The organism is Paralcaligenes ureilyticus, from assembly GCF_004346225.1.
GTDB lineage: Bacteria > Pseudomonadota > Gammaproteobacteria > Burkholderiales > Burkholderiaceae_B > Paralcaligenes > Paralcaligenes ureilyticus.
This window is the reverse complement of record NZ_SMAJ01000001.1, coordinates 451,019-470,034: the sequence shown is the minus strand read 5'-3', so window position 1 is coordinate 470,034 and position 19,016 is coordinate 451,019. Positions and strand designations below refer to the sequence as shown.

Sequence of the window (19,016 nt, the reverse complement as noted above, 5' to 3'; positions counted from 1 at the left end):
TGCCGCCAAATTCCATGAATACTGATCCCGTCGATTACATTTGTAGTGCGATTCGTAGCGTTCCGGACTGGCCCAAGCCGGGGATCACGTTTCGCGACATTACGCCGGTGCTGCAGGATCCGCGCTCATTCCGGGTCCTGGTCGATATGTTTGTGTATCGGTACATGCGTCAGCGCCTCGATCTGGTGGCCGGGGTTGATGCACGCGGCTTCATTCTCGGATCCGTACTGGCTTACGAACTGAACCTGGGCTTTGTGCCGGTGCGCAAAAAAGGCAAGCTGCCGTTTGAGACGGTGGCTGAAGAATACACGCTGGAATACGGCAATGCCACAGTCGAGATGCATACCGATGCCGTGCGCCCCGGACAACGGGTGGTGCTGATCGACGATCTGATTGCCACTGGCGGCACCATGATGGCGGCGATCAAGCTGCTGCAGCGCCTGGGCGCCAATGTGGTCGAGGCCGCAGCCATCATTGATCTACCCGAACTGGGTGGCTCGAAGGTCGTAAGGGAAACGGGCTTGCCGCTGTATACCGTGTGCAGCTTCGCTGAAGCTGCACTCTCTTACAAGAACAGCTGATAAGCCGGGTTCTCGGTTTCGTTCCAGTACGGATAACCCAGGGTTTCCAGAAAATCCTTGAACGGTCTTTTGTCGGCGGGCGGCACCTGTATGCCGACCAGAATCCGGCCGTAATCATCGCCTTGGTTGCGGTAGTGGAACAGACTGATATTCCAGTCGGGATTCATGGCGTTCAGAAAGCGCATCAGCGCACCGGGCCGTTCGGGAAACTCGAAGCGGTGCAGGACTTCGTTGCTGGCTAGCGCCGAGCGCCCTCCGACCATATAGCGTAGATGGGTCTTGGCCATCTCGTCCTGAGTCAAATCCAGAGTGGGAAAACCTTTCTTGCGAAAATGGCCGGCGATTCGGTCGGCTTCCTGCGAGGATGAGATTTGCAGTCCAACAAAGACATGCGCTTTGTCGGAACCCGATATGCGATAGTTGAATTCGGTAACGCTGCGATTTCCCAGCGCTTCGCACAGGCTGCGGAAACTGCCGCGTTTTTCGGGCAGGGTAATGGCAAAGATGGCTTCGCGCGACTCGCCCACCTCGGCGCGCTCGGCAACGAAGCGCAGCCGGTCGAAATTCATGTTGGCGCCGCTGGTGATGGCGACCATGGTTTTGTTCTTCCATTTGTTCAGCGCGGCGTACCGCTTGGCTCCGGCCAGGGCAAGCGCTCCGGCGGGCTCCAGTACGCTGCGGGTGTCCTGGAATACATCTTTGATGCTGGCGCAAATGGCGTCGGTGTCGACGGTGATGAAATCGTCAACGTATTTGCGGGTCAGCCTGAACGTTTCCGCTCCCACCAGCTTGACCGCCGTGCCATCGGAAAAAAGACCCACATCGGTCATCTCGACTCGCCGTCCGGCCTTGACGCTGCGGATCATGGCATCGGAATCGCTGGTCTGGACACCTATGATCTGGATTTCGGGACGTAGTTGCTTCACATAAGCCGCGACGCCCGAGATCAGCCCGCCCCCGCCGATGGCGACAAAAATCGCGTCGATCGGGCCTGAGTGCTGGCGCAGGATTTCCATCCCCACCGTCCCTTGGCCGGCAATGACGTCAGGGTCGTCAAAAGGATGGACGAACGTCAGCTTTTCTTTTTTCTCGATGGTTTTGGCATGCTGGTAGGCGTCGGAAAAACTGTCTCCTACCAGGATCACTTCGCCGCCGAAACCGCGCACCGCGTCGATCTTGACCTGCGGGGTGGTAACGGGCATGACGATAACGGCCCGGCAGCCTAGGCGCCGCGCAGATAGCGCAACGCCCTGGGCGTGGTTGCCCGCCGACGCGGCGATCACGCCCAGCTTGAGTTCGGCGGCGCTTAAATGCGCCATTTTGTTGTAGGCGCCGCGTAGCTTGAAGCTAAACACCGTTTGAGTATCTTCGCGTTTCAAATACACCTTGTTGCCAATTCGTGCCGATAGCCCAGGGGCTAGTTCCAGAGGGGATTCGACGGCAACGTCGTAGACTTTCGAGGTGAGAATGCGCTTTAGATAATCGGTAGGCATGGTGAGTGAACGGAGCGTGTGACGAAAAGGTAATGAAGCTAAGCAGATTACCACACAGGCCCCGCAATTCCTTTGCCGGGTTGGCCTTGTGTTTCAGGCTTTTGGCACCCACAAGGGGTGCCGCTACCAATACGTACCCGCCGCTCATGTAGCGGCAGCCCTTGTGGCTGCCATTCGAAACCGCCGCCCGCCTGTACCGCGCGGTGTTCGCAGGTACACTATCGCGCTATGGAAGCTTGGTTGCAATCATCGATACATTGGCTCTTGCTTGCCTTGGCTTTGCCCAAGGTGGGCCTCACCGCCATTTTTGTCGTGAGCCTGGTGGGCGCGACCTTGCTGCCGCTGGCCTCGGAGCCTGCGGTGTTCGGCTTTGTGCAGCTTGCCCCGCATATGTTCTGGCCTGCGGTATTGGTCGCCACGCTGGGCAATACCCTGGGCGGGATGATCAGCTACATCATGGGCGACGGGGCGAAAAAGGTGTATGACCGATGGCACGAAAAGCATGGCCATTTGCCGCAGGGCAGGCCCGATCACAGCAAAAAAGTGGGTGGGCGCTGGCACGTGCTAATTAGCGCCTGGCTGCATCGCATGGGGCCGCCCGTTCTGTTTTTCGCCTGGCTGCCGGTGGTGGGCGATCCGCTGTGCGCGGTAGCCGGCTGGATGCGCCTGCCTTTTTGGCCCAGCGCGTTTTATATGGCCATCGGTAAATTGTTGCGCTATGTGGCCATGACAGTTGGGCTTTTGTGGGTGTTTCCGTACTTGTAATAGTCGGGCATTGCGCCGCGAACAAGCCTGCCGCATCGTTTACACTGTGCGTTGGCTTTTCACTTTCCCCAACGCCATGAACGCGCCTCTTGCCAGTCATCTGCTTGCCGCTACGGCACTTCCCGCCGCTACGCCGCGCTTGCGTGAAATCCCTTATAACTACACCTCGTTTTCCGATCGCGAAATCGTGCTCAGGCTGCTGGGTGAAGATGCGTGGCAACGGCTTGGCGATTTGCGCGATGAACGTCGCACCGGGCGTTCGGCGCGCATGCTGTTCGAGGTGCTGGGCGATATCTGGGTCGTTCGGCGCAATCCCTACCTGCAAGACGATTTGCTGGATAACCCCAAGCGGCGCCGCTTGCTGGTCGAAGCGCTGAATCATCGCCTGGCCGAAATCGATCATCGGCGAGACGCCAGCGATCCGGCGCGCGACGCCAAGGTGGCAGGCCTTTTGCAGGCTGCGCGTGGGGCCGTCGAGGCCTTCGAGCGCGAGTTCGAGCAAACACGTGACCTGCGTAAAAAAGTGCTGCGGCGCCTGGGTCGCGCCACGGCCAAGGGCAATATCAAGTTCGACCCGATGTCGCGCGTGTCGCATGTGACTGACGCCACCGATTGGCGGGTTGAATATCCGTTCGTGGTGCTCACTCCCGACTCAGAGGACGAGATGGCGGCGCTGGTGCGCGGCTGCATCGACCTGGACATGACGATTGTTGCACGCGGTGGCGGCACGGGCTATACGGGGGGCGCCATACCGCTGACCTGGCGCTCGGTCGTGATCAATACGGAAAAGCTCGATGCGCTGGGCGAGGTCGAGAAAATAGCTCTGCCGGGCGTGGCTGAACCTGTTGCCACCGTTTTATGCGGTGCGGGCGTGGTCACCCGGCGCGTCGCCGAGGCGGCCGAAGCCGCCGGCTTTGTGTTTGCGGTGGACCCCACCTCGGCCGATGCGTCGTGCGTAGGCGGCAATGTGGCCATGAACGCAGGCGGTAAAAAAGCCGTGCTGTGGGGGACGGCGCTGGATAATCTTGCCTGGTGGCGCATGGTCGACCCTGAAGGCAATTGGCTCGAGGTGGAGCGCCTGGAACACAATTTGGGCAAGATTCACGATGTGGCGCAAGCCCGTTTCGAGCTCAAGTGGTTCGACGGCCACTCTGCGCCGGGCGCGCGCTTGCTGCGCAGCGAGATTCTGGTCATCGATGGGTCGCGGTTTCGCAAGGCAGGCTTGGGCAAGGATGTGACCGACAAATTCCTGGCGGGCTTGCCGGGCGTGCAAAAAGAAGGCTGCGATGGGCTGATCACCTCGGCTCGCTGGATTCTGCATCGCCTGCCCGGCCATACCCGCACGGTTTGCCTGGAATTTTTCGGACAGGCGCGCGACGCCATTCCTTCCATTCTTGAGGTCAAGGGCTACCTGGATGGCGAGGGCCGTGCTCGCGGCGCCATTCTGGCAGGCCTGGAGCACCTGGATGAACGCTATTTGCGTGCGGTGGGCTATGCCACCAAAAGCAAGCGCAGCGGTTTTCCAAAAATGGTTTTGTTCGGCGATATCGTGGGCGACGATCCCGACGCCGTGGCGCTGGCGGCCAGTGAAGTGGTGCGTATTGCCAATACGCGTCATGGCGAGGGGTTTGTGGCGGTAAGCGCCGAGGCGCGTAAAAAATTCTGGCTGGACCGGGCGCGCACGGCCGCGATCGCGCGGCACACCAATGCCTTCAAAATCAATGAAGACGTGGTGATCCCCTTGGATCGCATGGGTGAATACACCGATGCGATCGAGCGTATCAATATTGAGCTGTCCACGCGCAACAAGCTGGACCTGCTCGATGGGCTCGATGCTTTTCTGGGCGGCGATCTGCCGATAGGCAAGATCGAAGACATGGAAGATGCCGAGCATACGCGCGCCGAAATCTTGAACGCCCGCACGCAAGAAGCCATTCATACCTTGCAGACGGTGCGCGAGCGCTGGATGTGGCTGATGCAGAACCTCGATGCGCCGCTTGCGCAAAGCCTGCCGGTGTTGCAAAAACTCGGACTCGATGGCCTGACCGATGTGCTGAATCAGCGTTTGGCCGCGCAGCCCGAAGCGCGCGTCTTCGACGTGGTGCAAGATCGCACCATACGGATTTCCTGGAAGACCGAGGTGCGCGCGTTGATGGAGCGTTACTTCGCCGGAGCGGATTGCGCGGCGGTGCTGGCGGAGGTCCAGGCCATACACGACCGCGTCCTGAAGGGGCGTGTGTTTGTCGCGTTGCATATGCACGCGGGCGATGGCAATGTGCATACCAACATCCCTGTCAATTCGGATAATTACGAGATGCTGCGCCAGGCGAACGAGGCGGTGGCGCGCATCATGCAAATCGCCCGCGATCTGGATGGCGTGATTTCGGGCGAGCACGGCATAGGCCTGACCAAATACGAATACCTGACCGCCGATGAGCTTGCCCCTTTTCAGGATTACAAGCGCCGGGTCGACCCTGACGGGCACTTTAATTCGGGCAAGTTGATGCCGGGCGCCGATTTGCGCCGGGCCTGGACGCCCAGCTTCAATTTGATGGGCTATGAATCGCTCATCATGCAGCAAAGCGAGATCGGCGCCATTTCGCACGCCATCAAGGATTGCCTGCGTTGCGGCAAGTGCAAGCCGGTATGCGCGACGCATGTGCCGCGCGCCAATCTGCTGTATTCGCCACGCGACAAGATTCTGGCCACGTCCTTGCTGATCGAGGCGTTTTTGTACGAAGAACAGACCCGGCGCGGGGTCAGCCTGAAGCACTGGGAAGAATTCGAAGATGTGGCCGATCATTGCACGGTGTGCCACAAGTGCTACAACCCATGCCCGGTGGATATCGATTTCGGCAATGTGTCCATGGATATGCGCGCCTTGTTGCGGCGCATGGGCAAGAAGTCGTTCAACCCCGGCACGACGGCGGCCATGTTCTTTCTTAATGCGAAAGATCCGCGTGTGATCAAGGCCACCCGCAAGGCCATGATCGAGGTGGGCTACAAGGTGCAGCGCGTGGCCCATGATTTCTTCGCGCTGGCGGCGCGCAAGCAGACGGCGCATCCGCCGGTCACGCTGGGCCGTGCGCCGATGCGCGAGCAGGTGGTGCATTTCGTCAATAAGAAAATGCCGGGCGGCTTGCCCAAGCAAACCGCGCGCAAACTGCTCGATATTGAGGGCGCGGACTACGTGCCGATTATCCGCAATCCGGCAGGCACGTCGCCTGAAAGCGAGGCTGTTTTCTATTTTCCGGGCTGCGGCTCGGAGCGCCTGTTTTCGCAGGTGGGCCTGGCCACGCAGGCGATGTTGTGGCATGCGGGGGTGCAAACGGTGTTGCCTCCGGGCTACCTGTGTTGCGGTTATCCGCAGCGCGGCAATGGCATGACCGACAAGGCCGAAAAAATCATTACCGATAATCGGGTCCTGTTCCATCGGATGGCGACGACGCTCAATTATCTGGATATCAAGACGGTGGTGGTCAGTTGCGGTACTTGTTATGACCAGTTGGCCGGTTATGAGTTCGAGAAGATTTTCCCGGGCTGCCGGCTAATCGATATTCATGAGTATTTGCTTGAGAAGGGCATACAGTTAAATGGCGTGAAGGGCGTGCGGTATATGTATCACGACCCGTGCCATACGCCGATGAAGCTGCAGGATCCGATGAAGACGGTGAAGGCGCTGGTGGGCGATAGTACGATCAAGGCGGATCGCTGTTGCGGCGAGTCGGGTACGCTGGCGGTTTCGCGCCCGGATATTTCGACTCAGGTGCGGTTTCGCAAGCAGGAGGAGCTTGCGAAGAATACGGCGGCGGTGCGCGCGGATGGTTTCGACGGCGAGGTGAAGATACTGACTTCCTGTCCGTCCTGTTTGCAGGGGCTGAATCGCTTTGAAGATGATACGGGTATGGATGCGGATTACATCGTGGTCGAGATGGCGCGCCATATTCTGGGCGAGGGCTGGATGGAAGCCTATGTCAAGGCCGCCAATGCGGGTGGGATTGAGCGGGTGCTGGTGTAGCGCCACCCCTTGTGGGTGGCATTCGTCCTTTCGCATCAACCTTATCTTGCCTAGAACCTTCTAGCCCCGCCTTAACCGCCCACGACGCTCGTGTGGTGGATGTTTGTGGGGTCGTTGGCCATGTAGCGCCACCCCTTGTGGGTGGCATGGCGTCTATAGACAACATCTTGATTATCAACGATTTGGCAGCCACAAGGGCTGCCGCTACATCCGACGGGCACGCCTTAAACCGTGGCGATTTTGACGCCTTTGGCTTCCAGCGCCGCTCGTATTTTTTGCGCGAACAAGGCAGCGCCAGGCTGGTCGCCGTGCAGGCACAGCGTGTCGGCCTGGACTTCGATTTCGACACCTTGCTGGGTGGTTACACGCTGGCGTTGGACCATGGACAGGACCTGTTGCAGCGAGGCATCGGCGTCTTCGATCATGGAGCCGGGTTGGGTGCGCGGCGTGAGGCTGCCGTCGGATTGGTAGCTGCGGTCGCCAAATACTTCCTGGGCTGCGCGTAAACCTGCATTTTGTGCCGCGCGGATGAGTTCGCTGCCCGCCAGGCCGTATAAAACCAGGCTGGGATCCACGTCTTTCACGGCGCGGCAGATGGCGTCGGCCAACGCACGGTCTTTGGCGGCCATGTTGTAGAGCGCGCCGTGTGCTTTTACATGATGCAGCCGGGCGCCCTGGCTGGCGGCTACGGCGGCCAGCGCGCCGATTTGCACGACTACGCAGTCGTAGGCTTCTTGTGGGGAAAGGCGTATTTCGCGGCGGCCGAAGCCGAGCAGATCGGGCAGGCTGGGGTGGGCGCCGAGCGCCACGCCGTGTTTTAGGGCGGCTGCTACAGTTTTGCGCATGGTGCCGGGATCACCGCCGTGAAAGCCGCAGGCGATGTTGGCGGAGCTGACAAATGGCAATACGGCCAGGTCGTCGCCCATTTTCCAGGCTCCGTAGCTTTCACCCATATCGCAGTTCAGGTCAAGTTTGAGGTTGTCCATGGTTTTGCTCCTGATAGGGCTCAAATAGGTCGCGCAAGGAGGTCAGGGTTTGGTGCAGGCGGCCGAAGGCCTCTTCGCGCTGACTGTCCAGTTGTTGTGCGCTGACCAGATCGATTTCGGTAAAGGATAGGGTTTCGCCAGGCATGCATTGGGCGAGGAATGGCAAGTCGACGGTGGCGACGTGGGCGATCTTGGGATAGCCGCCAGTGGTTTGCCGGTCGGCCATCAGTACGATGGGATTGCCGTCGGCCGGCACTTGGACGGTGCCAAAACTCGTGGCTTCGGATAATAGTTGCTGAGGCTTTGCCAGCGCGAGCCGGGCGCCTTCGAGCCGATAGCCCATGCGGTTCGACTGGGGGCTGATGCGAAATTCCGCACTGAAGAATTGTTTGATGGACTGTACCGTGAACAGGCTACTGTGTTCGCCGCGCAGGGTCCGGATGGCTGTGCGGGGCATCAGGCCCAGGATGGCAGGCAGGTACACCCTGACATTCCAAAGCTTGGCGGCCAGCTCCTCGAGCCCTTGACCCGAAAGGGTTGTGCGCAAGGTCAACTGGTCGCCTTTTTTCAGGGCGCGCCCGTGATAGCCGCCGAATTGACCCGGCAGGTGAGTGCTGACGCTGCCCAGCACGTTCCAGAGATCCACTCCGCCGTGGAAGGCCAGATAGGCGCGGGCGCCGCTCTTGCGTTGGCCGAATTCCAGCAGGTCTCCCGCGCGCGCAATAATGGGCCGGTTGGCGGGTAGGGCCTGCCGATTCAGGCTTGGGCTCAGGTCGGCGCCGCTGATGGCGATGCAGCATGGTGCGTTAAAGCGAAGCTTGGGCCCGGTTAGCGTGATTTCCAGCGTGGCTTCATTTTCGGAGTTGCCCGCAAGCAGGTTGGCCAGGCGGTGCGCGCGCTTATCCATGGCGCCTCCGACGGGAACGCCCAGGTGCTGCGAACCCAGGCGCCCCCGATCCTGGAAACTCGACAGCATGCCGGGGGCGATCACCGTTATGCTCATGCTTGATCCCTTTGCATCGCCTTGAATTCGGCGCCGGAGATAGGCACGAAACGCACGGTGTCGCCCGGTGCCACCAGCGTAGGCGGTTCGTGCCGCGGGTCGAATAGTTTTATGGGGCTGCTGCCTATCAGGTGCCAGCCGCCGGGCAACTGATTCGGATAGATGATGCTTTGACGATTCGCCATGGCGACCGATCCGGCCGGTACGGCCGTGCGGGGCGTGCTGCGTCGTGGAATAGCCAGTTTTTCGTCATGTATGCCCATATAGGGCGCGCCGGGAGCGAAGCCGAGCATGAATACATAGACGGGCGTGGCGCTGTGCAGCTGTATGACTTCGGCTTCGCTTAGCCGGCAATGTGCGGCGACGTCGCTCAGATCGGGTCCGTATTCGCCGCCGTAGCAGACGGGTATCTCAACTTGCCGGGATACGATGGCCTGGGGATGGTCGATAAGCGCGCTGGACAACAGCTTGTCGATTTCCGCAGCCAGGTGCTTGAACCGGGTGTTGGCTCCGAAAACCCGGGGCTGGTAATGCACGGCGACCGTGTTGAAGGTGGGGACGATATCGCTTATGCCTTTGATCCCGGCCGCTCGCAAAGCCGCTGCCGCGGCGATGCAGCGCTGTCCGACGGCCATATCGATGTGGGCGCCGAAGATCACCAGCAGGGTACGGTCGCCCTGGGCAACGATGCGCCAGGCTGTCGGTGAAGCGGCGGAGGAGGGGTCCATGCGAGGCTGCTTGTTTTCCGAAAAGGCGCTTGGCTTTATTTGGCGAAGAGGGCGTCCATGTTTTTGAACGACTTGAATTCCAGTGCGTTGCCCGACGGGTCCATAAAGAACATGGTGGCCTGTTCGCCGACTTCACCTTTGAAACGCACATAGGGTTCGATGACAAACCGGGTGTGTGCGGCCTGCAATTTTTTTGCCAGGGCTTCCCATACGCTCATTTCGAGCACCGCGCCAAAATGGCGCACCGGCACGTTATGGCCATCGACGGGGCTGGTTTGGTGTGAAGTGCATTCGTCGGGCGCCAGGTGCGTGACGATTTGATGGCCGTAAAAATTGAAATCCACCCACTCGTTGGACGAGCGGCCTTCCGGGCAGCCCAGCAAGTCGCCGTAGAAGGCGCGCGCTTCGGCCAGGTCGCGTACCGGGAATGCAAGATGAAAGGGAGGGATGGCGGTCGGATTAGACATGGAGTGCTCCTCACAGGGGTGCAAAACTTAATTCTAATCGTTAATTGTTCTGCGAATGGTTTTGTGAAAAAGGTGTCCGTCGCGTCTGTAGCGGCAGGCCTGTAGCGACAGGCCTTGTGCCTGTCATCCATGCAAGACGCCGATCTTGGTTGTCAAGGTTTTGTGGCACCCACAAGGGGTGCCGCCACAACAACGGGCGGCGCCTGATTCCGGTCCTCTTTGATGGTGACGACGCGTGCGGCCGGGAAATGCAGGGTGAACAGGCTGCCGGCGCCCAGTCGGCTGTGGATGGATAGCTCGGCGCCGTGGCGCATGGCGACGTGCTTGGTAATGGCCAGCCCCAGGCCGGTGCCGCCGGTGGCGCGCGAGCGTCCGCGGTCGACGCGGTAAAACCTCTCGGTAAGCCGCGGGATGTCCTGCGAGGCAATGCCTATGCCTGTGTCTTGCACGGAATAACAGGCCTGGCCGGTTTCGGTCGTATACCAGCTGACCGTAATGGTTCCGTCTTTCGGCGTGTAGCGCAGGGCGTTGGTGAGCAGGTTGGAGATCGCCGAGGCCAGTTCGGATTCAATCCCGACAATGCCCAGGTCTTCGGCAATATTTTGAACGAAAATGTGCTGGTCGTGCGACAGCATCTCGACCTGCTTTAATGCGTTGTGGATCAGTGCGCTGACCCGCACCGGCTCGCCTTCGACCGTGGGTGAGGATTCGAGCGTGGACAGGGTGAGCAGGTCGTTGACGATGGCTTGCATGCGTTGCGCCTGATCGAGCATGAGCGTTTGATAATGGCTTCTTTGCTCATCGCTGATCGAGGCCTGCGGCATGTCGTGCAGTGTTTCCAGGAAACCCGTCAGGACGGTGAGCGGCGTGCGCAGCTCGTGAGAAACATTGGCCACGAAGTCCTTTCGGGTGGTTTCCATTTTTTCGATCTGGGTGACGTCGCGCGTCACAATCAGGAACTGTCCGACTCCATACGGGGTCAGTTGCACAAGCAGCGATTTGTCGTGGCCGCTTTGGCTCAGATGCAGCAATACCGGGGCAGGCCAGCTGTTTTGTCTGGCGTACAGGGCGAATTCGGGCGCGCGCAAGATGTTCAAGATGCTGAAATTGCGATCGGTTTGCAAATTCAGTCCGGTATGTTCGGTGGCCGTCTGGTTGCACCAGGTGACCTGCATCTCTTCGTTGAGCGTGATGGCGCCGTCGGGCAGGGCCTCGGCGGCCAGCATAATGCCGTCTACATGGCGATTGAGCTGCTCGATTTGCGCAGAATTTTTGCGCAACTGCCGGTAGATGGGAGCAAGGATGTCGTCCCAGGGTCCCACCGCGGGAGGCGGAGGCCTGCTGATGTCTTTGACCCACTTTGCAATGCGCGCAATCTGCTGGCCGCTGACCAGTATCATCAGAATCAGGCCGAACGCGAATATCGGCCAGCCCGCGGCCGGGTCGATCCAGGCGCCGCAGGCCCAGCCCAGCAGGCCCCACAAGCCGATCGATATCAGGGTTTTAATCATGTGCCTATTGTCTCACTACCGGTGCCCGGCGGGCTTGGCCAGGCTCAGACTGGGTTGGTGATTTGCGCCGTGAAACGATAACCCGCGCCGCGCACGGTTTCGATATGATTTTCATGGTGGCTGGGCTCGAGCGCTTTGCGCAATCGCCGGATGTGGACATCGACGGTGCGCTCTTCGACAAAGACATGATCGCCCCAAACCTGATCGAGCAGTTGGGCGCGCGAGAATACGCGCTCGATGTGCGTCATGAAAAAATGGAGCAGGCGAAACTCTGTCGGGCCGACCACCAGCGATGTATCGCGGCCGATGACCCGATGGGTGGTGGGGTCCAGAGTGAGTGTGCCGATTTTGATGATGTCGTCGGTCAACTGCGGCGCCCGTCGCCGTAAAACAGCCTTGATGCGAGCGACCAGTTCTTTGGGTGAAAACGGTTTGGTGATGTAGTCGTCGGCGCCCGCTTCCAGACCTTCTATTTTGTCGTGTTCGGCGCCTTTGGCCGTCAGCATGATAACGGGTACCTGGCGGGTGCGTTCATCGGCACGCAGCTTTTTGGCCAGGGTAATGCCCGAAGCGCCGGGCAGCATCCAGTCCAGCAGAATCAAGTCGGGCAATTCGGCGCGGATCAGTGTTTGCGCCTGTTCGGCATCGAATGCTCGCAGAACCTTGTGGCCGGCGAAACTCAGGTTGACGGAAATCAACTCTTGTATGGCGGGCTCGTCTTCAACAACAAGTATGGTTGTGCTCATGGCGCTCGATAGTATATAAAAAGTAATCGATGGGATTGAAACGCGATAATATGGCGTTAATGTTTCAGGTTTGTGAAAATCGCCTCATTATGAATGAGGTACGATAGTTACCATGCAAAATTCTTCCCCCAACGCGTCCGGCGCGGCTTCCGACGCCACCACTCATTTCGGTTACAAAACGGTCAATGAGGCTGAAAAGGCCGCCAAGGTCGCCGAAGTGTTCCATTCGGTGGCTGGTCGCTACGACATCATGAACGATCTGATGTCGGCGGGCATGCACCGCGTCTGGAAGGCCTTCACCATCGGCCGGGCCGATGTGCGTCCCGGCATGAAGGTGCTGGACATCGCCGGGGGCACCGGCGACCTGGCCCGTGCGTTTGCCAAGCGGGCGGGGGCTTCGGGCGAGGTGTGGCTTACGGATATCAACGATTCCATGTTGCGTGTCGGGCGCGATCGCCTGATCGACAAGGGGCTGCTCACGCCCGCGATGGTTTGCGACGCCGAGGCATTGCCTTTTCCCGACGGGTATTTCGATCGGGTCAGCGTGGCCTTTGGCCTGCGCAATATGACGCACAAGGAACGCGCTCTGGCCGAGATGCGGCGGGTGCTGCGGCCCGGCGGCAAGCTGCTGGTGCTGGAGTTTTCTAAAATCGCCAAGCCGCTGGCTCCGGCCTACGACTGGTATTCGTTCCATATATTGCCGTGGCTGGGCAAAAAGGTGGCGGGCGACGAGGCCAGCTACCGGTATTTGGCCGAATCGATCCGCATGCATCCCGACCAGGCTACCTTGGCCGGCATGCTGGAAGCCGCCGGCCTGTCGCGCGTGCGCTTCTTCAATCTCAGTGCCGGCTTGGTTGCCCTTCACGAAGGCGTGAATCTGGGTTAACTGAAAGAGGCGTGAATCCAGCGCTCTGGACTCTGCCTGCAAAAACGCATTCTTCGCTTGTAGCGGCAGCCCTTGTGGCTGCCATTTTTGCTAAACGGGGTGCAGGTTTTTGCGCCGATGGCACCCACAAGGGGTGCCGCTACAAAAACGTATCCACCGCTGCCATCTCGCAAGGAACTTATTGCCGAGCGATTCGTCTTAGTTTAAGATAGCGTTCAGGTTATAGTAAGATTATCTCTTCTCTACCCCCCATCCACAGACTAGCCCGGTACCCCGGTGCAGCAGGAGTATTGAATGTCCCAACGGTTTTCACGGCTTTTTGCCATAGCCATGCTGGTAGTTTCGGCCGGCGCGATGCTCTCGGTGTCGTATGACGCGCAGGCCCGGCGGTTGGGTAGCGGGGGCAGTTTCGGCCGGCAGTCGTCCAATGTGACGCAAAAGCGCCAGGCTGTCACGCCTCCGGCGGCCACCACAGCGCCGCGTGCGGCGGCGCCTGCGGCAGCGGCGGGCACCGCGGCGACAGCGGGTGCAGCGGCTAAAAGCGGCGCATCGCGCTGGCTTGGCCCCATAGCGGGCATTGCGGCGGGCTTGGGCATTGCCGCCTTGCTGTCGCATTTGGGCTTGTCGGGCGCCTTTCTTGAAATGCTCTCCAGCCTGGTACTGATCGGCATCCTGGTGTTTGCGGTTATCGCCTTGGTGCGTCGTTTGCGCGGCGCCTCGTCCGGCTCGCCCCTGCGCAGTGTCGCGGCGGGCGCATCGGCCCCGCCCGATCAGGCCGGCGGGCAACCGTTGCAACGTTCGATTTTCGCGGCGCCCGAACCCGCCGCGCCGGCGCCTGTGGCTGCCGTCGCACCGGTCGCAGCTCAGCCGTATACACCTGCTCCGCCGCCGGACAGCCAGTGGTTTATTCCCGGCGATTTCGACACCCCTGCTTTTCTTACCCAGGCCAAGGCGCAGTTCGTGGCGATACAGGCCATATGGGATAGCGGCGACGTCAAAAAGCTGGCCGAATACCTAACCGACGATCTGATCGCCGAGATCAAGCCGCAGGTATTGTCGCGCGACGGCTTGACTCAGACTCAGGTCGTACTGCTCAACGCCGAGCTGCTGGGTATCGAAGCCGTGTCGGGCGGCCACCTGGCCAGCGTGCGTTATTCGGGCATGCTGCGAGAATCCGCCGATACCGAGGCATTCCGCTTCGAAGAGGTCTGGAACCTCTACAAGGCCGATGGTGCTGGCTGGCTGTTGGCCGGCATACAGCAAATTCCGCTCAAATTTGCCAGTTGAAACACTATTTGAGGCATGCCATGCGCGTGTCTTGATACGAGGGTCTGTTGTGCTTGGATGCTTGGGCCGGATCGCCCAGGCATTTTTTTTGTCAAAACCGTTAAACTTGAGCTTTCGCCCGCCCAACATGGCTTCGCGCTTGTCGCGAGTTCCTACGAATGCTTCCAATCCCATCCTTTTTAACTCCTGCCGCAATCAGTACGCGCGCGCTCAACAAGTTGTTGCAGCGCGAAGACTGGGCTCGGGCGCGCCTAAGCCTTCAGGCGGGCAAGACCACTCGCTTTGTGGCGGGGCGCCTGACGCTGAATCTGACGGTGCAGGCCGATGGTTATGTGCAAAGCTGCGATCCGGCGATTGTGCCCGATGTGACCCTGACCATCCCGACTCAGAAGCTTGGACAATTGCCGGCGGTGTTGCGCGCGGGCGATCCCAACGCCATTGCCGCGCTTTTGCATGTGCAGGGCGACGCAGGTCTGGCCAGTGTCGTGTCCGATCTGGCGCGGGATTTACGCTGGGATATCGAGGCCGATCTGGCTCGTGTGGTGGGCGATGTGGCGGCCCTTCGGGTGGTCAATGGCGCCCGCTCGCTTTCCACCGGGTTTGGGCAGGCCGCCGGCCGATTTGCCGCCAATGTGGGCGAGTACTTGTCCGAGGAGGCACAGCTGTTGGCGGCGCGCCCCGCGTACGGCGAATGGAACGATCGGCTCGATGCGGCGCGCGCCAGGCTCGATGCGCTTGAGTCGCGCCTGGCCGGGCTCGAGGCCCGCGGAGCCGCTCGAAACGCCAAGCGCAAGGCGTGATGATGTTGACTTTGCTGCGCCTGATCCGGATCGTCTTTGTCGCCTTGCGTTACCGGCTCGATGAGTTGGTGCTGTCCGGGATCAAGCATCCTGTTGCCTATGGCTTGTTGCGCATTGTACGTTTTGGCCGCGCTCCCAAAATGCCTCGTGGCGTGCGTTTGCGCCTGGCTCTCGAGTCTCTGGGGCCCATTTTCGTCAAGTTCGGCCAGGTATTGTCCACACGCCGCGATTTGATTCCGCTGGATGTCGCCATTGAGTTGGCGCATCTACAAGACAACGTGCCGCCGTTTCCTTCCGATCAGGCCGCCGCTTGCGTGGAGACCGCCCTGGGGGCATCGCCGCACAAATTATTCAAGCAGTTCGATATCGATCCGGTCGCGTCAGCCTCTATCGCTCAGGTGCACCTGGCCGTGCTGCACGATGGCCGTGAAGTGGCCGTCAAGATATTGCGGCCCGGCATGCTCAACGTTATCGAGAAAGATCTGACGCTGATGCGCGTCTTGGCCGGCGTGGTCGAGCGCCTGGCTCCCGATGGGCGGCGGCTTAAACCGCGCGAAGTGGTGGCCGAGTTCGATAAGTACCTGCACGATGAGCTGGATTTGGTCCGCGAGGCGTCCAACTGCAGTCAGTTGCGTCGGAATTTCGCCCCCGGCACCGGCCGCGAAAACCTGCTGATGGTGCCCGAGGTGGTATGGGAATACACCACCACGTCTGTGTTTACCATGGAGCGCATGTACGGGATACCGGTCAGTCAGATCGACAGGCTGCGCGCCGCAGGCATCGATATCACGCAGTTGGCGCGTCTTGGGGTTGAGATTTTTTTCATGCAGGTATTCACGGACGGCTTTTTCCACGCCGATATGCATCCTGGGAATATCTACGTCTCGGATGCGCCGGCTACGTTGGGGCGTTATATCGCGCTGGACTTCGGTATTGTGGGATCTTTGTCCGAATTCGACAAAAATTATCTCGCCCAGAATTTTCTGGCGTTTTTCCAGCGTGATTATCGCCGCGTTGCTCAATTGCACATCGAGTCTGGCTGGGTGCCCCCGCACACCCGTGAAGAAGAGCTCGAGGGCGCCGTGCGCGCGGTATGTGAACCCTATTTCGACCGGCCGCTAGCCGAAATCTCGCTCGGGCAGGTATTATTACGTTTGTTTCAGACATCGCGCCGTTTCAATGTCGAAATTCAGCCGCAACTGGTGCTTTTGCAGAAAACCTTGCTGAATGTCGAGGGCATGGGGCGCGAGCTTGATCCGGGGCTTGATTTATGGAAAACCGCCAAGCCCTATCTTGAAAAATGGATGCGTGAGCGGGTGGGTCTGGCCGGCTTGCGCCAGCGGTTGGAAAAAGAAGCCGTACAGTGGACGCAGTTGTTGCCGCAAATCCCGCGCCTGATTCACGCAAATCTGGTGCGTCCCGACATGGCGCCAGCTTTGCACGCCGAAATTGAACAGATGCGCCGCGCCCAGGAACAGACGAATCGCCTGCTGGCAACCTGTGCGGCGGTACTGGCCGTAGCCGTGGGGGTCGCAATCTGGGCCTTGACCCGTCCCTAAAAAGGGGCATGCCGTCTTCGGCACAGTTGCTGACATATCATTGATACATAGCCGTTCTACTATTAATAAGTATAAATGGGTCAAATTTAAGAGAGATCTCTATGCTTTATCCAGAATTGTTCAAATCCATGGAAGCGGTGAGGTGGAATATGGCCACTGACATCCCCTGGGGGGATTTCGACTCCAGCAAGCTGTCAGACGAGCAGGCCTACACCATCAAGATGAACGCCATCACCGAATGGGCGGCCTTGCCTGCGACCGAAATGTTCCTGCGCGACAATCGTGATGACAGCGATTTTTGCGCTTTTATGTCGATCTGGTTTTTCGAAGAGCAAAAGCATTCGCTGGCGCTCATCGAGTATTTGCGGCGATTCCGCCCCGAACTCGTGCCCACCGAGGAAGAGCTCGAGCGGGTGCGGTTTGAATTCGATCCGGCCCCGGCGCTCGAGACCCTGATGCTGCATTTTTGCGGTGAAGTGCGTCTTAATCACTGGTACCGCCGCGCCGCGGAATGGCATTCAGAGCCGGTCATCAAGGCGATTTACCGGATTATCTCCCAGGATGAAGCGCGCCACGCGGGGGCTTATTTACGCTACATGAAGCGCGCTCTCATCCACCACGGTAAAGAGCTGGGTCACCAGGCGCGCATTGCGTTTGCAAAAATCGGCGTACTGATGGCCTCGGCGCACCGCACTCCTCAGGCGTTGCATCCCACCAATCTGCACGTCAATAAAGCCATGTATCCCGAAGATACCGTGCAGTCCAAGTTGCCTACTCCGGGTTGGCTGGAAAACTGGCTGGATAATCAGATTTGCTTCGATCACGAATGGGAAATCAAAGTCAGCTCGCGTATTTTGCACAATATGTCGTTGTTGATGGATAGCACCTTCAATACCGTGCAGGACCTGAACCGCTATCGCAAGGGGCTGTTGCGCGAAATGCCGGCCGGTGCCTGATTCCAGCCCGACGGAGCTCAACTTGCCGGCTTGTTCATGATGGCGCGTTTCGATTCGAAAGTACTTGACCGCCAGGCCTGCGTGGCCGCGGCGGTGGCTGGCCGGCTGCCGCGGCCCCTGGTGTTTACCAACGGTGTTTTCGATATTATGCATCGCGGCCACGCGGCTTATCTGGATGCCGCTGCTCAGTTGGGGGCGACCCTGGTCGTTGCCGTCAATACCGATGCATCGGTGCGGCGCCTGGGCAAGGGTGCAGACCGCCCGCTCAATTGTCTGGAAGACCGGGCCGCCTTGCTGGCGGCGCTTTCCTGCGTATCGATAGTGACCGATTTCGATGAAGATACGCCGCTGGAGCTTATCGAGCAGTTGCGGCCCGATATCATCGTCAAAGGCGGGGATTACGATATGAATGTGTTGCCCGAAACCGCCCGCGTCCGGAGCTGGGGCGGCAAGGCGGTGGCCATACCCTTCGAATTCGAGCGCTCTACAACCGCGCTTCTTTGTCGAATTCGCGGGCTGGATCGGCCGCCGCGGTAGCCGGGCTTCTTAAAACTTGAACTGCGATACCGCCACGCCGCGCAACGGTTTGATGACCGTATCGAAAAGGCTGATCGACTCGAAGCTGGCCGCACTGGTGCGTGTAATGCGCCGGGCGGTCATGATAGGCAATTGGCCCACCACCACTACCATGCGACCGCCGATACGCAATTGATACTTGAGCGCGTCGGGCACCGTGGGCACTGAGCCGGAGAGCAGGATGGCATCGTATTCGGTGGTTCCCCATCCGGAATGCCCATCGCCCGTTTCCACTTTGACGTTGCCTACGCGGTTGCGCTGCAGGTTTTGTTGGGCAAACGCAGCCAGGCGGCTATTGATTTCGATACTGGTGACTTGCTGGGCCAAATGCGCCAGCAACGCGGCCTGGTAGCCCGAACCCGCTCCGATCTCGAGTACGCAATCGGTGGGTTTAAGTTGCAGCTCTTGAGCCAGACGTGCTTCGACTTTCGGGCAAAGCATGGTTTCGCGTGTGTTGACCGCGTTGACTTCGAGCGGCAGTTCAACGTCTGAAAATGCGAGGGCCTGCATGGCCGGCGGTACAAAGCGTTCACGGCGCATGGCGAACAGCGCCTCCAGCACGCGCGGGTCGAGCACTTCCCATGGCCGGATTTGTTGCTCGATCATATTGAAACGAGCGTGTTCGATTTCGGGTGTAGCAATAACGTTCATGGC

At 59.6% G+C, this 19,016-nt stretch carries 17 protein-coding genes; 9 read left to right on the top strand and 8 right to left on the bottom strand.

Annotation, left to right across the window (positions count from 1 at the left end; translation table 11 throughout):
- Positions 1 to 14 precede the first annotated feature (14 nt).
- A complete protein-coding gene (locus tag EDC26_RS02160; protein ID WP_132579598.1) occupies positions 15 to 581 on the top strand; it encodes an adenine phosphoribosyltransferase in 567 nt (188 codons plus the stop codon).
- Here EDC26_RS02160 and ilvA read toward each other — a convergent pair.
- Positions 566 to 2,074 (bottom strand): threonine ammonia-lyase, biosynthetic, encoded by a 1,509-nt coding sequence (gene ilvA / locus EDC26_RS02155; protein WP_132579597.1) that lies wholly within the window; start codon positions 2,072 to 2,074, stop codon positions 566 to 568. The two genes, EDC26_RS02160 and ilvA, sit on opposite strands and share 16 nt — an antisense overlap.
- 228 nt (positions 2,075 to 2,302) lie before the next feature.
- On the opposite strand from ilvA, the gene EDC26_RS02150 reads away from it, so the two are divergent.
- Positions 2,303 to 2,839 carry a YqaA family protein gene (locus tag EDC26_RS02150; RefSeq protein WP_132579596.1) on the top strand — a complete coding sequence of 179 codons (537 nt, stop codon included), beginning with the start codon at positions 2,303 to 2,305 and terminating at the stop codon, positions 2,837 to 2,839.
- Between the two features lie 76 nt (positions 2,840 to 2,915).
- Positions 2,916 to 6,857, top strand: a complete 3,942-nt coding sequence (locus EDC26_RS02145; protein ID WP_132579595.1) for a DUF3683 domain-containing protein — start codon at positions 2,916 to 2,918, stop codon at positions 6,855 to 6,857.
- A gap of 224 nt (positions 6,858 to 7,081) precedes the next feature.
- Here the strand turns inward: EDC26_RS02145 and EDC26_RS02140 are convergent, their stop codons facing one another.
- The 6 genes from EDC26_RS02140 to phoB all read right to left on the bottom strand — a co-directional run bounded on the left by EDC26_RS02140 (position 7,082) and on the right by phoB (position 12,298).
- Positions 7,082 to 7,843, bottom strand: coding sequence for a LamB/YcsF family protein (locus EDC26_RS02140; RefSeq protein WP_132579594.1), 762 nt, complete (start codon positions 7,841 to 7,843; stop codon positions 7,082 to 7,084).
- Positions 7,824 to 8,846, bottom strand: coding sequence for a 5-oxoprolinase subunit C family protein (locus EDC26_RS02135; protein ID WP_132579593.1), 1,023 nt, complete (start codon positions 8,844 to 8,846; stop codon positions 7,824 to 7,826). The genes EDC26_RS02140 and EDC26_RS02135 overlap by 20 nt, the downstream gene beginning before the upstream one ends.
- The gene (gene pxpB / locus EDC26_RS02130) at positions 8,843 to 9,574 is read right to left on the bottom strand and encodes a 5-oxoprolinase subunit PxpB (protein ID WP_132579592.1); all 732 of its coding nucleotides are present in this window, start codon (positions 9,572 to 9,574) and stop codon (positions 8,843 to 8,845) included. Before pxpB ends, EDC26_RS02135 begins: the two co-directional genes overlap by 4 nt.
- A gap of 35 nt (positions 9,575 to 9,609) precedes the next feature.
- Positions 9,610 to 10,041: a VOC family protein gene (locus tag EDC26_RS02125; protein ID WP_132579591.1), complete on the bottom strand. Its 432-nt coding sequence runs from the start codon at positions 10,039 to 10,041 to the stop codon at positions 9,610 to 9,612.
- A gap of 152 nt (positions 10,042 to 10,193) precedes the next feature.
- Positions 10,194 to 11,552, bottom strand: coding sequence for a phosphate regulon sensor histidine kinase PhoR (phoR, locus tag EDC26_RS02120; protein WP_132579590.1), 1,359 nt, complete (start codon positions 11,550 to 11,552; stop codon positions 10,194 to 10,196).
- Between the two features lie 44 nt (positions 11,553 to 11,596).
- A complete protein-coding gene (gene phoB, locus EDC26_RS02115) occupies positions 11,597 to 12,298 on the bottom strand; it encodes a phosphate regulon transcriptional regulator PhoB (protein WP_132579589.1) in 702 nt (233 codons plus the stop codon).
- A 112-nt stretch (positions 12,299 to 12,410) separates the two neighbouring features.
- On the opposite strand from phoB, the gene ubiE reads away from it, so the two are divergent.
- The 6 genes from ubiE (at position 12,411) to EDC26_RS02085 (ending at position 18,323) form a co-directional block, all read left to right on the top strand.
- Positions 12,411 to 13,184: a bifunctional demethylmenaquinone methyltransferase/2-methoxy-6-polyprenyl-1,4-benzoquinol methylase UbiE gene (ubiE, locus tag EDC26_RS02110; RefSeq protein ID WP_132579588.1), complete on the top strand. Its 774-nt coding sequence runs from the start codon at positions 12,411 to 12,413 to the stop codon at positions 13,182 to 13,184.
- 294 nt (positions 13,185 to 13,478) lie between these two features.
- Positions 13,479 to 14,471 carry a Tim44 domain-containing protein gene (locus EDC26_RS02105; RefSeq protein WP_132579587.1) on the top strand — a complete coding sequence of 331 codons (993 nt, stop codon included), beginning with the start codon at positions 13,479 to 13,481 and terminating at the stop codon, positions 14,469 to 14,471.
- A 158-nt stretch (positions 14,472 to 14,629) separates the two neighbouring features.
- Complete coding sequence (locus EDC26_RS02100; protein ID WP_132579586.1) at positions 14,630 to 15,271, top strand: ubiquinone biosynthesis accessory factor UbiJ; 642 nt, start codon at positions 14,630 to 14,632, stop codon at positions 15,269 to 15,271.
- Between the two features lie 2 nt (positions 15,272 to 15,273).
- The gene (gene ubiB / locus EDC26_RS02095) at positions 15,274 to 16,830 is read left to right on the top strand and encodes a ubiquinone biosynthesis regulatory protein kinase UbiB (RefSeq protein WP_132579668.1); all 1,557 of its coding nucleotides are present in this window, start codon (positions 15,274 to 15,276) and stop codon (positions 16,828 to 16,830) included.
- A gap of 101 nt (positions 16,831 to 16,931) precedes the next feature.
- Positions 16,932 to 17,786: a ferritin family protein gene (locus EDC26_RS02090; RefSeq protein ID WP_132579585.1), complete on the top strand. Its 855-nt coding sequence runs from the start codon at positions 16,932 to 16,934 to the stop codon at positions 17,784 to 17,786.
- 36 nt (positions 17,787 to 17,822) lie between these two features.
- A complete protein-coding gene (locus EDC26_RS02085; RefSeq protein ID WP_132579584.1) occupies positions 17,823 to 18,323 on the top strand; it encodes an adenylyltransferase/cytidyltransferase family protein in 501 nt (166 codons plus the stop codon).
- A 9-nt stretch (positions 18,324 to 18,332) separates the two neighbouring features.
- Here EDC26_RS02085 and EDC26_RS02080 read toward each other — a convergent pair whose 3' ends face one another.
- Entirely contained in the window at positions 18,333 to 19,013 is a 681-nt protein-coding gene (locus EDC26_RS02080) for a protein-L-isoaspartate O-methyltransferase family protein (RefSeq protein WP_132579583.1), read from the bottom strand.
- Positions 19,014 to 19,016: the final 3 nt, after the last annotated feature.

What these genes read in the sequence shown, in the direction of transcription:
- EDC26_RS02160 (WP_132579598.1), top strand. Translation starts at nt 15, where the DNA reads ATGAATACTGATCCCGTCGATTACATTTGTAGTGCGATTCGTAGCGTT.
- ilvA (WP_132579597.1), bottom strand. Translation starts at nt 2,074, where the DNA reads ATGCCTACCGATTATCTAAAGCGCATTCTCACCTCGAAAGTCTACGAC.
- EDC26_RS02150 (WP_132579596.1), top strand. Translation starts at nt 2,303, where the DNA reads ATGGAAGCTTGGTTGCAATCATCGATACATTGGCTCTTGCTTGCCTTG.
- EDC26_RS02145 (WP_132579595.1), top strand. Translation starts at nt 2,916, where the DNA reads ATGAACGCGCCTCTTGCCAGTCATCTGCTTGCCGCTACGGCACTTCCC.
- EDC26_RS02140 (WP_132579594.1), bottom strand. Translation starts at nt 7,843, where the DNA reads ATGGACAACCTCAAACTTGACCTGAACTGCGATATGGGTGAAAGCTAC.
- EDC26_RS02135 (WP_132579593.1), bottom strand. Translation starts at nt 8,846, where the DNA reads ATGAGCATAACGGTGATCGCCCCCGGCATGCTGTCGAGTTTCCAGGAT.
- pxpB (WP_132579592.1), bottom strand. Translation starts at nt 9,574, where the DNA reads ATGGACCCCTCCTCCGCCGCTTCACCGACAGCCTGGCGCATCGTTGCC.
- EDC26_RS02125 (WP_132579591.1), bottom strand. Translation starts at nt 10,041, where the DNA reads ATGTCTAATCCGACCGCCATCCCTCCCTTTCATCTTGCATTCCCGGTA.
- phoR (WP_132579590.1), bottom strand. Translation starts at nt 11,552, where the DNA reads ATGATTAAAACCCTGATATCGATCGGCTTGTGGGGCCTGCTGGGCTGG.
- phoB (WP_132579589.1), bottom strand. Translation starts at nt 12,298, where the DNA reads ATGAGCACAACCATACTTGTTGTTGAAGACGAGCCCGCCATACAAGAG.
- ubiE (WP_132579588.1), top strand. Translation starts at nt 12,411, where the DNA reads ATGCAAAATTCTTCCCCCAACGCGTCCGGCGCGGCTTCCGACGCCACC.
- EDC26_RS02105 (WP_132579587.1), top strand. Translation starts at nt 13,479, where the DNA reads ATGTCCCAACGGTTTTCACGGCTTTTTGCCATAGCCATGCTGGTAGTT.
- EDC26_RS02100 (WP_132579586.1), top strand. Translation starts at nt 14,630, where the DNA reads ATGCTTCCAATCCCATCCTTTTTAACTCCTGCCGCAATCAGTACGCGC.
- ubiB (WP_132579668.1), top strand. Translation starts at nt 15,274, where the DNA reads ATGTTGACTTTGCTGCGCCTGATCCGGATCGTCTTTGTCGCCTTGCGT.
- EDC26_RS02090 (WP_132579585.1), top strand. Translation starts at nt 16,932, where the DNA reads ATGCTTTATCCAGAATTGTTCAAATCCATGGAAGCGGTGAGGTGGAAT.
- EDC26_RS02085 (WP_132579584.1), top strand. Translation starts at nt 17,823, where the DNA reads ATGATGGCGCGTTTCGATTCGAAAGTACTTGACCGCCAGGCCTGCGTG.
- EDC26_RS02080 (WP_132579583.1), bottom strand. Translation starts at nt 19,013, where the DNA reads ATGAACGTTATTGCTACACCCGAAATCGAACACGCTCGTTTCAATATG.